The sequence below is a fragment of the Pseudacidovorax intermedius genome, assembly GCF_003350475.1.
Classification (GTDB): domain Bacteria; phylum Pseudomonadota; class Gammaproteobacteria; order Burkholderiales; family Burkholderiaceae_C; genus Xenophilus; species Xenophilus intermedius.
Map to the genome: position 1 here is coordinate 78,484 of NZ_QQAV01000013.1, position 12,049 is coordinate 90,532.

The 12,049-nt window shown below is 68.8% G+C and carries 10 protein-coding genes; 8 read left to right on the forward strand and 2 right to left on the reverse strand.

All coding sequences use genetic code 11. From position 1 onward, the window contains the following. Positions 1–10: 10 nt before the first annotated feature. Both catB and DFR41_RS23725 read right to left on the reverse strand, forming a co-directional pair. On the reverse strand, positions 11–640 hold the full coding sequence (catB, locus tag DFR41_RS23720; RefSeq protein WP_114804539.1) for a type B chloramphenicol O-acetyltransferase: 630 nt from the start codon (positions 638–640) through the stop codon (positions 11–13). A gap of 199 nt (positions 641–839) precedes the next feature. Next, positions 840–1,727 (reverse strand): LysR family transcriptional regulator, encoded by an 888-nt coding sequence (locus tag DFR41_RS23725; protein ID WP_170159457.1) that lies wholly within the window; start codon positions 1,725–1,727, stop codon positions 840–842. A gap of 123 nt (positions 1,728–1,850) precedes the next feature. Between DFR41_RS23725 and DFR41_RS23730 the strand changes: the two genes are divergently transcribed. The 8 genes from DFR41_RS23730 (at position 1,851) to DFR41_RS23765 (ending at position 11,884) form a co-directional block, all read left to right on the forward strand. Further along, positions 1,851–2,837, forward strand: coding sequence for a Bug family tripartite tricarboxylate transporter substrate binding protein (locus DFR41_RS23730; RefSeq protein WP_114804541.1), 987 nt, complete (start codon positions 1,851–1,853; stop codon positions 2,835–2,837). Between the two features lie 4 nt (positions 2,838–2,841). Beyond that, a complete protein-coding gene (locus tag DFR41_RS23735) occupies positions 2,842–4,158 on the forward strand; it encodes an FAD-dependent oxidoreductase (RefSeq protein ID WP_114804542.1) in 1,317 nt (438 codons plus the stop codon). Between the two features lie 46 nt (positions 4,159–4,204). Further along, positions 4,205–5,413, forward strand: a complete 1,209-nt coding sequence (gene dapC, locus DFR41_RS23740) for a succinyldiaminopimelate transaminase (protein WP_114804543.1) — start codon at positions 4,205–4,207, stop codon at positions 5,411–5,413. 34 nt (positions 5,414–5,447) lie between these two features. Next, positions 5,448–6,281 carry a 2,3,4,5-tetrahydropyridine-2,6-dicarboxylate N-succinyltransferase gene (gene dapD, locus DFR41_RS23745; RefSeq protein ID WP_114804544.1) on the forward strand — a complete coding sequence of 278 codons (834 nt, stop codon included), beginning with the start codon at positions 5,448–5,450 and terminating at the stop codon, positions 6,279–6,281. A gap of 82 nt (positions 6,282–6,363) precedes the next feature. Then, complete coding sequence (locus DFR41_RS23750; RefSeq protein ID WP_114804545.1) at positions 6,364–7,518, forward strand: PilT/PilU family type 4a pilus ATPase; 1,155 nt, start codon at positions 6,364–6,366, stop codon at positions 7,516–7,518. A 262-nt stretch (positions 7,519–7,780) separates the two neighbouring features. Beyond that, complete coding sequence (gene dapE / locus DFR41_RS23755; protein WP_114804546.1) at positions 7,781–8,950, forward strand: succinyl-diaminopimelate desuccinylase; 1,170 nt, start codon at positions 7,781–7,783, stop codon at positions 8,948–8,950. Beyond that, positions 8,943–9,830 carry a 50S ribosomal protein L3 N(5)-glutamine methyltransferase gene (prmB, locus tag DFR41_RS23760; protein ID WP_114804547.1) on the forward strand — a complete coding sequence of 296 codons (888 nt, stop codon included), beginning with the start codon at positions 8,943–8,945 and terminating at the stop codon, positions 9,828–9,830. Before dapE ends, prmB begins: the two co-directional genes overlap by 8 nt. Next, positions 9,827–11,884, forward strand: coding sequence for an ABC-F family ATP-binding cassette domain-containing protein (locus DFR41_RS23765; protein WP_114804548.1), 2,058 nt, complete (start codon positions 9,827–9,829; stop codon positions 11,882–11,884). Before prmB ends, DFR41_RS23765 begins: the two co-directional genes overlap by 4 nt. Positions 11,885–12,049 lie beyond the last annotated feature (165 nt).

A 12,049-nucleotide genomic window follows, 5' to 3' on the forward strand; every position in this document is an offset into this window, starting at 1 on the left:
GATCCGGGAGTCACGCCCCTGACCGCCAATGTTCATGAAGTCCCTGGATGTCTCCTGAGCAAAGCAGGGGCATGGCGGCTTCGATGGCGGGCAGAGGCCAATCCCACCACTGCCTTTCGAGCAACATCTGAACCTGTTCCGTCGGGAAGCGCCTGCGAATCTCCTTGGCGGGGTTCCCCGCCACGATGGCATAGGGCGCCACGTCACGGGTGACAACCGCCCTGCTGCCGATGACAGCGCCATGCCCGATTGAGACACCCGGCAGGACCATCGCCTCGGCGCCGATCCACACGTCGTTGCCGATCACCGTATTACCGGCCGGAATGAAAGCGTCTCGCGCGGCCGCAAAGGCAGGCTCATGCTGCATGTAGAAGAACGGGTATGAGGATGCCCAGTCCGCCCGGTGCCCTTGGTTCCCCGCCATGATGAAGGACGCCCCTGAGCCTATGGAACAGAAGCTGCCGATGATGAGCCTGTCCACGTCATCGCGGTCCGGCAGGAGATAGCGTGCGCAGTCGTCAAAGCTGTGCCCGTGGTAGTAGCCCGAGTAGTAGCTGAAGCGCCCGACTTCAATGTTGGGGTTCGTGACCTGCTCGCTCAGCAGCCTGCCTTTGAATGGACTCTCGAAGAAGTTGCTCATGCGCGCGAGTTTGCATCACCGCCACGCGCGGCTGAAAGACCGTGGTAGGCCTGTCGCCGTCAACAGCGTGCAACCGTGTAGGGCGACATTCAGGCACGGAGGCCCTTGCGAAATGAGAGGCGCCGATCGCGCACGGCCCGTCCAAGCCGGAGGGATGCCCAAGGCCAATCAAGAACACGGCCCGGCTCGCCGCACGGGCTCACCGCTTTTCTCTGAGTTGCTCCCCCACCAACCCCACCAACGCATCCGCCAAACTCGAAGGCGGCATCGCCCCATGACGCACAGCCAGCACCGGCTGCGTCGGTGCCGCCGCAATCGGCCGCCACGCCAGCCGCTCGTTCCGCCAGGCCCGCGCCGTCAGGTCGTCGACCAGCGCCAGGCCCGCACCGCTGGCCACCAGGGCGCAGGCCGCCTGGCCCGAGCGCACTTCGATGCGTGAGGCCGGCACCTGCCCGGCCTTCTCCGCCGCCTTGCGCATCAGCTGCCCTTGCGGCGTGTCCTCGCTGAAGGCGATCAGCGGCTCGCGCAGCAGGTCGGCCATGCGCACGGTGCGCCGCTGGGCGAAGGCGTGGTCGGCCGGAAAGACGCAGCCCATCGTCCAGTGCCCGAGCGTCTGCGCCGTCAATAGCGGATGCGTCACGGGCAGCGTGCAGATGGCGACGTCGGCTTCGTGGTGCACCAGCTGGCCCACCATCTCGCGGGCGCGCAGCGTCTCCATGTAGAGCTGGGCGGATGGAAAGCGCTGCGACAGCGCCTGCAGCGCCCGCGGCACCAGTTCCAGCCCGGCGCTGGGGCTGCACAGCACGCGCAGGCGCAGGCCTGTGCCGTCGCGCAGCGCCTGGGCGCGGGTCTCGATGCCGCGCACGCCGCGGTAGACCGATTCGACCTCTTCATACAGCGCCTGCGCTTCGGGCGTGGGCCGCAGCCGGCCGCGGCCACGCTCGAAGAGCTTGAGGCCCAGCTGCAGTTCGATGTGCGACAGCATGCGGCTGATGCCGGGCTGAGACACATGCAGCAGCCGGGCGGCATCGGTGATGGAGCCGGCCAGCATCACGGCGCGGAAGACTTCGATCTGGCGCAGGTTCATGGTCGGCGAGAGGGGCGGGGGTGCATAACGGCATGTTATGCAGATCGCGCGTCTTGGTATTTCACGGCAAGCCCGCAAGCGGCCATGATCCCGGCCGTTGCGAAAGACGGAGACACGCATTCCATGACCCCTCGATTCACCCGCCGGGCTGCGCTCGGCTGGCTCGCCGCCTCTGGCGCGGGCGCCCTGCCCTTCACCACCCACGCCCAGGCCGATTGGCCCACCAAGACCGTGCGGATCATCGTGCCCTTCGCGCCCGGCGGCGGCGCGGACAGTTCGGCCCGCGTGCTGGGCGACCTGTTGTCGCCACTGCTCGGCCAGGCCGTGATCGTCGAGAACAAGCCCGGCGCCGGCAGCGCCATCGGCGTGATGGCCGCGGCCCAGGCGCGCGACGGCCATACGCTGCTGATGGCCAGCAACAGCATGGTCATCAACCCTGCGCTCAATCCGCAGATCGGTTACGACCCCATTGCCGACTTCGATGCCGTGGGCATGGTCTCCGACCAGCCACTGGTGCTGGTGGTGCCGGCCAGCTCGCCCATCCGATCGATGCAGGAGTTGGTGGCGCAGGCCAAGGCCAAGCCGGGACAGTTGAGTGCCGGCAACAGCGGCAACGGCACGCTGGCGCACATCGCCTCGGAGATCTTCGCGGGCCAGGTGGGCGCGGAGATCGTGCCCGTGGCCTACAAGGGCGAAAGTGCGCTCATGCCCGACCTGATCAGCGGTCTGCTGGGCTTCGGCTTCCTCAACCTGCCCAGCGTGGCGCCGCACATCAAGGCGGGCAAGCTGCGGGCGCTGGCGGTGTCCTCCTCGCAGCCGGTGGCCGATCTGCCGGGTGTGCCGACGGTCAAATCGCTGGGCTATCCGGCGCTGGAGGTGCGCGGCTGGGCGGCCCTGTTGGCCCCGCACGGCAGCATTGCGCCGGCCGGGCTGGCAAGGCTCGAAGCCGCGCTGGCCAAGGTGCTGGCGTCGGAAACGGTCAAGTCCAAGTTCGCCATGCTCAATGTGGAGCCCGTGGTGATGGACCGCCAGGCCACCGCCCGCTTCCTGCAGGCCGAGACGCGCCGCTATGCCGACATCGTGAAGTCGCGCGGCATCAAGGCGGGCTGAGTCGATGACGCTGACGACGCCAAATCTGGCCGAAACGCTGCCCGCCATCGAGGCCGACGTGCTGGTCTGCGGCGGCGGCGTGGCCGGCACGGTGGCGGCCGTGGCCGCCGCGCGCCAGGGTGCCCGCACCGTGCTGATGGAGCGCTACGGCTTCCTGGGCGGCAATGCCACGGCCGGCGCCGTCGCGCAGTTCAACAGCTGGCAGACCGCCGCCGGCCGCCGCGTGGTCGCCGGCCTGGCGCAGGAGGTGGTGGAGCGCCTGCGCGGCTACGGCGGCGCTGGCGAGCACCACAGCTTCGTCATGTCCACCGGCCACCGGATGGACCGGGTCGAATACGCGCCCGAGCTGCTCAAGCTGGTGCTGGACGACCTGGTGCGTGAGGCCGGCGTGCAGCCGCTGCTGCATGCCACGCTGCTGGACGTGCAGCGCGAAGGCCGGCGCATCGCATCGGCGCGCGTGCTGACCAAGGGCGGCCCGCGCACCGTTCGGCCGCAGGTGCTGATCGACACCTCGGGCGACATGGACGCCATGAAGCACGCCAGCGCCACCTTCCTCGAACTGGGCGATGGCGAGGCCCTGCAGCCCGCGACCATGATGTTCCGCTTCGGCCCCATCGACTTCGCGCGGCTCGACGCCTTGAGCAGCGAAGAGAAGGAGGCCATCGCGCGCCGCGGCTTCGAGCAGGGCGAGCTGGCCCGGGCAGCGCTGCATCTGGCGCGCGATCCCTTCTCCGACGACGGCTGGTTCAACATCAGCCGCCTCGGCATCGACGCCACCGACCCCATGGCCCTGGGCCGGGCCGAGATCGAAGGCCGCCGCCAGGCCTGGCGCGCCGCGGCCTTCCTGCAGCGCGCACTGCCGGGCTGCGAACGTGGCCGGCTGCTGAACTTCGGCACCCAGGTCGGCATCCGCGAGACGCGCCGCGTGGCCGGCGACCACGTGCTGACCGCCGAAGAACTGCTGCGGCCCGAGCCCTTCGCCGACGCGATTGCGGCCGGGGCCTATCCCATCGACATCCATCCCGCCGCGGGTGGCGGGCTGACCTACCGCGCGCTGGGGGAGGAGCATGCCTACCGCATCCCGCTGCGCAGCCTGATCCCGCGCGGGCTGGACAACGCTCTGGTGGCCGGCCGCGGCATCTCGGCCACGCATGAGGCGCTGGCCGCGGTGCGGGTGATGACCATCTGCATGGCGATGGGCCAGGCGGCCGGCACGGCGGCGGCGATGGCGGTGCGCGCGGACGGTGGCGCCGACCTGCGCGCCATCGACGTGCAGGCGCTGCGGCGCCAGCTGCTGGGCGACGGCGCCTGCCTGGCCTGACGCGGCCGGGCGCGCTGGATGTCGGCCTCCCCCGATAATCCGCCCCATGAATCCCCTGCTCGACAGGCTGCAGCCCTATCCCTTCGAACGGCTGCGGCAGCTCTTTGCTGGCGTCACGCCCAGCCCCGCCTACTCGCCCATCAGCCTGGGCATCGGCGAACCCAAGCATCCCACCCCGCCCTTCATCAAGCAGGCCCTGATCGAGGGCCTCGATTCGCTCTCCGGCTACCCGGCCACGGCCGGCGACCTGAAGCTGCGCACCGCCTTCACCAACTGGCTGAGCAAGCGCTACGGCCTGGCGCTCGATCCGGCCACGCAGGTGCTGCCGGTCAACGGCTCGCGCGAGGCGCTGTTCGCGCTGGCGCAGACGGTGGTCGACAGCAGCCGCACGCCGCGGCCCATCGTCGTCTCGCCCAATCCCTTCTATCAGATCTACGAAGGCTCGGCCCTGCTGGCCGGCGCCGACGTCTGGTACGCACCCAGCGACCCGGCCCGCAACTTCGCGGTGGACTGGGACAGCGTGCCGGCCGAGGTGTGGCAGCGGACCCAGCTGGTGTACGTCTGCTCGCCCGGCAATCCGACCGGCGCCGTGATGCCGCTGGATGAGTGGCGCAAGCTCTTCGCGCTCTCGGACGAGCACGGCTTCGTCATCGCCTCGGACGAGTGCTACAGCGAGATCTACTTCCGCGACGAGCCCCCGCTGGGTGGCCTGGAGGCCGCGGCCAAGCTGGGCCGCGATTTCCGCCGGCTGATCGCGCTCACGTCGCTTTCCAAGCGCAGCAACGTGCCCGGCCTGCGCAGCGGCTTCGTGGCGGGCGACGCCGAGATCATCAAGCGCTTCCTGCTCTACCGCACCTACCACGGCAGCGCCATGAGCGGCCTCGTGGCCGCCGCCAGCATCGCGGCCTGGGCCGACGAGACCCATGTGGTCGACAACCGCGAGCAGTACCGCCGCAAGTTCGCGGCCGTCACGCCGATCCTGGAGCCGGTGCTGGACGTGCGCCTGCCCGACGCCAGCTTCTACCTCTGGGCCGGCGTGCCCGCAGCCTGGAACGGCGACGACGCGGCCTTCGCCCGCGCCCTGTACGCTCAATACAATGTGACGGTGCTGCCCGGCAGCTACCTGGCGCGCGAGGCGCAAGGCAGCAATCCCGGCCGCGGCCGCGTGCGGATGGCCCTGGTGGCCGACACCGCCGAATGCACCGAAGCCGCGCGCCGCATCGCCGAATTCGCCATCCAGGCACCTTCGGCCTGAGCCGCTTCCCCTCTTTCTTCGATCACAAGATCCCATGACCCAGCAACTGCAACAGATCATCGACGCCGCGTGGGAAGACCGCGCCGCCCTCTCCCCCAGCCAGGCGCCCAAGGAAGTGGCCGACGCGGTCGAGCATGTGATCGTCCAGCTCAACAACGGCAGCCTGCGCGTGGCCACCCGCGAAGGCGTCGGCCAGTGGACGGTGCACCAGTGGGTCAAGAAGGCCGTGCTGCTGTCCTTCCGACTCAAGGACAACGAGCAGATCCAGGCCGGCAGCCTGGGCTTCTACGACAAGGTGCAGACCAAGTTCTCGCACCTCTCGGCCGACGAGCTCAAGCAGGCCGGCGTGCGCATCGTGCCGCCCGCCGTGGCCCGTCGCGGCAGCTACATCGCCAAGGGCGCGATCCTGATGCCCAGCTACGTCAACATCGGCGCCTACGTCGACGAAGGCACCATGGTCGACACCTGGGCCACCGTGGGCAGTTGCGCCCAGGTGGGCAAGAACGTGCACCTGTCCGGCGGCGTGGGCCTGGGCGGCGTGCTGGAGCCCCTGCAGGCCAACCCGACCATCATCGAGGACAACTGCTTCATCGGCGCCCGCTCCGAAGTGGTCGAAGGCGTGATCGTCGAAGAGAACTCGGTGCTGGGCATGGGCGTGTACATCGGCCAGAGCACGCCGATCTTCAACCGCGACACCGGCGAGATCAGCTACGGCCGCGTGCCCTCGGGCAGCGTGGTCATCAGCGGCAGCCTGCCCAAGAAGACCAAGTCGGGCCAGGACTACAGCACCTACGCCGCCATCATCGTCAAGACGGTGGATGCGCAGACCCGCTCCAAGACCAGCCTCAACGACCTGTTGCGCGACTGATCCTGCCGGGCAGCGGCCGCCTGCGGGCGGCCTTTTTCTTGCAAGCCCCACCACCACACGCCGATTTCACTCTGGAGCTGCCATGGGAACGATGGAGCGCATTCTTCGCCTGATGGCCGAGCGGCAGGCATCCGACGTCTACCTGTCGCCCAAGGCGGCAGCGCTGATCCGCATCAATGGCCAGTGCATGCCCATCAATGGGCAGGTGCTGCCGGTGTCGGCACCGCTGGAGTTGCTGCGCGAAATCATCGACGAGAAGCGCATGGCCGAGTTCGAGCGCACGGGCGAGCTCAACACCGCCGTGCCGCTGCGCGACGTGGGCAGTTTTCGCGTCAGCGCGATGCGCCAGCGGGGCAGCTGCGCCGTGGTGGTGCGCTTCATTCCCGTCACCGTGCCGGCCTTCGACACGCTGGCCCTGCCCCCGGTCCTCAAGACGCTGATCATGGAGCGCCGCGGCCTCATCCTGATGGTGGGTGCCACGGGTTCGGGCAAGTCGACCACGCTCGCCTCGATGATCGACCTGCGCAACGAGAGCACGCCGGGCCACATCCTCACGATCGAGGAACCGATCGAGTTCGCCTTCCAGAACAAGAAGTCGGTGGTCAACCAGCGCGAGGTGGGCCACGACACGGCCACGCTGGAGACCGCCTTGAAGAACGCCTTGCGTCAAGCGCCCGACGTGATCCTGATCGGCGAGATCCGCGACCGCGAGACGATGACCGCCGCGCTGGCCTACGCGCAGTCCGGCCACCTGGTGCTGGCGACGCTGCATGCCAACAACGCCTACCGCGCGCTCAACCGCATCCAGAGCTTCTACCCGCTGGAGGTGCGCTCGACGCTGCTCAACGACATGGCCAGCGGCCTGCGTGCCGTGATCGCCCAGCGCCTGCTGCGCACGCCGCAGGGCGCGCGCGTGCCGGCGGTAGAGGTGATGCTCAACACCGCGCTGGTGCGCGACCTGATCGAGCGCGGCGACTTCGACGGCATCAAGGACGCCATGGAACACTCCATGGCCGAGGGCTCGCAGACGTTCGAGGAAGCCATCGCCAAGCTGGTGCTGGAGGGCAAGGTCAGCCGCGACGAGGCCGTGGTGCATGCAGATTCGCCGGCCAACCTGATGTGGCGGCTGCAGAACGAGAACCGTCCGCGGGAGGCCGGCAAGGCCGAGCCCACGCTGATGCAGCAGACCGAGGCGCCGACATTCACGGACATCACGCTGGATGTGCATCCGGGGTGATGAGCGTTCACCCCCCATGCCGCTTCGCGGCTCCCCCCTCTCTTGCGCCTTCGGCTTGGAGGGGGGCGCACCCAGAGGCCTGGCGAAGCCAGTTCCTCGGGTGCTCTGGGGTGGCCTGCTCCGCGGCCTTCTGATGACTCGGTAAATTGCGGCTTCTGGCGCTTTCGTCCGCGCGCCGGATCGCTCGCGCCAAGGGCCTGTGCCCTAGCCATTTTTTCGGGGACACCAAAGCTCATGGCGTCCCTTTCATTCCGCCATTGCCATGACCCAAACCCTGCAACTCGCCGAAGAACTGATTGCCTGCCCTTCCGTCACGCCCGATGACGCGCAGTGCCAGCAGATCCTGGGCGAACGCCTGGCGCGTCTGGGCTTTTCGCTCGAGACCATCGTGAGCGGGCCCGAGGACTTCCGCGTGACCAACCTGTGGGCGGTGCGCGGCGCGCCGACGGCGCCGACGCTGGTCTTTGCCGGCCACACCGATGTAGTGCCGACGGGGCCGCTGGACCAGTGGACCAGCCCGCCGTTCACGCCCACGCACCGGGGCGGCAAACTCTACGGCCGGGGCGCCTGCGACATGAAGAGCTCGCTGGCGGGCTTCGTCGTCGCCATCGAGGAATTCCTGACGGCCCATCCCGACCCCGCGCTGCGCCTGGCGCTGCTGCTGACCAGCGACGAGGAAGGCCCCGGCGTCGATGGCACCGTGGTGGTCTGCAACCAGCTGGCGGCGCGGGGCGAACGGCTGGACTACTGCATCGTCGGCGAGCCCACCTCGGTCAGCCGCTGCGGCGACATGATCAAGAACGGCCGGCGCGGAACGATGAGCGGCAAGCTGACGGTGCACGGCGTGCAGGGCCACATCGCTTACCCGCATCTTGCGAAGAACCCCGTGCATGCCTTCGCCCCGGCCCTGGCCGATCTGGTGGCCATCAACGCCGCTGGCGGCTGGGACCCGAAGCCCAACCCCTACTTCCAGCCGACCAGCTGGCAGATCAGCAACATCCACGCGGGCACGGGCGCGAGCAACGTGATCCCGGGCAATGCGGTGATCGACTTCAACTTCCGCTTTTCCACCGAGGTGACGCCCGAGGCGCTGCAGCAACGGGTGCAGTCGGTGCTGGATGCCCACGGCGTCGAGTACGACCTCAAGTGGACCATCGGCGGCCTGCCCTTCCTGACCACGCCCGGCGCGCTGGTCGAGGCCGTGCAGGCCGCCATCCGCGACGAGGCCGGCATCGAGACCGAGCTGTCCACCAGCGGCGGGACCAGCGATGCGCGCTTCATCGCCAAGGTCTGCGCGCAAGTGGTGGAGCTGGGCCCGGTCAATGCCAGCATCCACAAGATTGACGAGCACATCGAGGTCGAGGCCATCGAGACGCTCAAGAACATGTACCGCCGCACCATCGAGCGGCTGGAGGCCGGCGCGCATGTCTGACGACGCCACGCTCACCGTGATGGCCCTGGTGCAGGAGGCCGAGCAGCGCCTGGCCCAGGCCCGCGTCGCCTTCGGCCACGGCACCACCAACGCCTTCGACGAGGCCGCCTGGCTGGTGCTGTGGCGCCTGCGGCTTCCGCTGGATCAGCTGGACGAGAACGCCGAACGTGCCGTGTCGCCGGGCGCCGCCGCGCAGGTGCGCGCCCTGGTCGAGGAACGCATCGCCACCCGCAAGCCCGCCGCCTACCTGACCAAGGAAGCCTGGCTGCAGGGCGTGGACTTCTACGTGGACGAGCGCGCCATCGTGCCGCGCAGCTTCATCGCCGAACTGCTGGCCGACGCCAGCATCGACAACTGGCTGGGCGCGCACACGCAGCGCGTGCTGGATCTGTGTACCGGCAACGGCAGCCTGGCCGTGCTGGCCGCCATGGCCTGGCCCGAGGTGCAGGTCGATGCGGCCGACATTTCGCCCGAAGCACTGGAGGTAGCGGCCATCAACGTCGCGCGCCACCAGCTCGATGCCCGGGTGCGTCTGCTGCCGTCCGACGGGCTGGCGGGCGTGGACGGCGTGTACGACCTGATCCTGTGCAACCCGCCCTACGTCAACGCCGCCAGCATGGCCGCGCTGCCGCAGGAATACCGTGCCGAGCCCGAACTCGCCCTGGCCGGCGGCAGCGACGGCATGGACTTCGTGCGCCGCCTGCTCGCCGAGGCCCCCGCCCGCATGAGCGAACACGCCGTGCTGGTGCTGGAGATCGGCAACGAGCGGCCTTTCTTCGAGGCCGCCTTTCCCCAACTCGAGGCCGTCTGGCTCTCGACCAGCGCCGGCGACGACCAGGTGCTGCTGCTGACCCGCGACGCCCTCGTCGCCCACTCATGATCATCCTGAACAACGTCGTCCTGCGCCGCGGCACCAAGGTGCTGCTCGACAGCGCGAGCGTCACCCTCAATCCTGGCGAGAAAGTCGGCCTGGTCGGCCGCAACGGCGCCGGCAAGTCCACCCTGTTCGCCCTGCTCAACGGCACCCTGCACGAGGACGGCGGCGACTTCAGCATCCCGAAGCAGTGGCGCATGGCCCAGGTGGCCCAGCACATGCCCGAGACCGAGGACTCGGCCACCGACTTCGTGGTGGCCGGCGACACGCGCCTGGCCGAAGCCCGCGAGGCCCTGGCCAAGGCCGAAGCCCTGCACGCCGCCAACCCCGACGATGCCGATGCCGGCATGGCCCTGGGCCAGGCCTACAGCGACATCGCCGATGCCGGCGAGCACGATGCCGTGCCGCGGGCGCAGGCGCTGATCATGGGCCTGGGCTTCAAGCTGCACGAGCTGGACCGGCCGGTCAACAGCTTCTCCGGCGGCTGGCGCATGCGCCTGCAGCTGGCCCGCGCGCTGATGTGCCCCAGCGACCTGCTGCTGCTGGACGAGCCCACCAACCACCTGGACCTGGACGCCCTGGTCTGGCTCGAGGCCTGGCTGCAGAAGTACGACGGCACCATGCTCGTCATCAGCCATGACCGCGAGTTCCTGGACGCGGTGACCAACGTCACCGTGCACATCGAGCAAGCCAAGCTGACGCGCTACGGCGGCAACTACAGCAAGTTCGAGGACATGCGCGCGCTGCGCATGGAACAGCAGCAGATCGCCCACGAGCGCCAGCAGGAAAAGATCGCCCACCTGCAGAAATTCATCGACCGCTTCAAGGCCAAGGCCAGCAAAGCCAAGCAGGCGCAGAGCCGCGTCAAGGCGTTGGCCCGCATGGAGCGCGTGGCGCCTCTGCTGGCCGAGGCCGAGTTCACCTTCAGCTTCAAGGAGCCGGCCAACCTGCCCAACCCGATGCTCAGCATCACGGATGCCAGCTTCGGCTACCTGCAGGAGGACGGCAGCGCCACCACCATCCTGTCGGGCGTGAGCCGCGGCGTGCTGGCCGGGCAGCGCATCGGCATCCTGGGCGCCAACGGCCAGGGCAAGTCCACCTTCGTGAAGACGGTGGCGCACGACCTGCCGCTGGTGTCCGGCACCGTGACCGAGGGCAAAGGCCTGGCCATCGGCTACTTCGCCCAGCAGGAGCTGGACGTGCTGCACGAGACCAGCAACCCGCTGGAGCACATGGTGCGCCTGGCGCGCGAACTGGGCTCCGCCGCACCGGCCGCCCGCACCGAGCAGGACCTGCGCGGCTTCCTGGGCAGCTTCAACTTCAGCGGCGACATGGTCAAGCAGCCGGTGGGCACCATGAGCGGCGGCGAGAAGGCGCGGCTGGTGCTGGCCATGATGGTGTGGCAGCGCCCCAACCTGCTGCTGCTGGATGAGCCGACCAACCACCTGGACCTGGCCACGCGCGAGGCCCTGGCCATGGCTCTGAACGAGTTCGAAGGCACGCTGATGCTGGTCAGCCACGACCGGGCCCTGCTGCGCACCGTGTGCGACGAGTTCTGGCTCGTGGGCCGCGGCGAGGTGCGCGACTTCGACGGCGACCTTGACGACTACCAGCGCTACCTGCTGGACGAATCCAAGCGGCTGCGCGAAGAGGCCAAGCAGGCGAATGCGGCGGAGGTGGCGGCGGCTGCGCCGGCGCCTGCCAAGGCTGTGGCGCCTATGGCATCCGCAGCAGTCACAACCACCACCGCTTCTCCTGTCGCCGCTTCGGCGCCGGCGGCACCCGCCGTGGACGGCCGTACGCAGCGCCAGAACGACGCCCGCGAGCGCCAGCGCCTCGCCGAGCAGAGTCGTCCGCTGCGCAAGGAACTGGCAAGTCTCGACCAGCGCATGGCCCAGGCCAATGCCGAGAAGAGCGCCCTGGAAGCGCGCCTTGCCAGCGCGCTGCCGCCCGCCGAGATCGCGGAAGCCGGCAAGCGCCTCAAGCAACTCGGCGACGAGATCGAGGCCATGGAAGAGCGCTGGCTGGAGCTGTCCGAAGCGCTGGAAGCGCTGGCCTGACGTCGGAACGCCGGACGTCTGCTTTGGATGCAATCAGGGCCCGCATCCGTCTCTTTGGATACAAACACTCTTTGAAGTCAGCCTGAATGGCCGTTTTCTGGGCATTTTTTGGGCTTTATGGATATCCCCTAGTTGCTTTGGATACATCCGGTGAGAGGATGCGGC

What these genes read in the sequence shown, in the direction of transcription:
- catB (WP_114804539.1), bottom strand. Translation starts at nt 640, where the DNA reads ATGAGCAACTTCTTCGAGAGTCCATTCAAAGGCAGGCTGCTGAGCGAG.
- DFR41_RS23725 (WP_170159457.1), bottom strand. Translation starts at nt 1,727, where the DNA reads ATGAACCTGCGCCAGATCGAAGTCTTCCGCGCCGTGATGCTGGCCGGC.
- DFR41_RS23730 (WP_114804541.1), top strand. Translation starts at nt 1,851, where the DNA reads ATGACCCCTCGATTCACCCGCCGGGCTGCGCTCGGCTGGCTCGCCGCC.
- DFR41_RS23735 (WP_114804542.1), top strand. Translation starts at nt 2,842, where the DNA reads ATGACGCTGACGACGCCAAATCTGGCCGAAACGCTGCCCGCCATCGAG.
- dapC (WP_114804543.1), top strand. Translation starts at nt 4,205, where the DNA reads ATGAATCCCCTGCTCGACAGGCTGCAGCCCTATCCCTTCGAACGGCTG.
- dapD (WP_114804544.1), top strand. Translation starts at nt 5,448, where the DNA reads ATGACCCAGCAACTGCAACAGATCATCGACGCCGCGTGGGAAGACCGC.
- DFR41_RS23750 (WP_114804545.1), top strand. Translation starts at nt 6,364, where the DNA reads ATGGGAACGATGGAGCGCATTCTTCGCCTGATGGCCGAGCGGCAGGCA.
- dapE (WP_114804546.1), top strand. Translation starts at nt 7,781, where the DNA reads ATGACCCAAACCCTGCAACTCGCCGAAGAACTGATTGCCTGCCCTTCC.
- prmB (WP_114804547.1), top strand. Translation starts at nt 8,943, where the DNA reads ATGTCTGACGACGCCACGCTCACCGTGATGGCCCTGGTGCAGGAGGCC.
- DFR41_RS23765 (WP_114804548.1), top strand. Translation starts at nt 9,827, where the DNA reads ATGATCATCCTGAACAACGTCGTCCTGCGCCGCGGCACCAAGGTGCTG.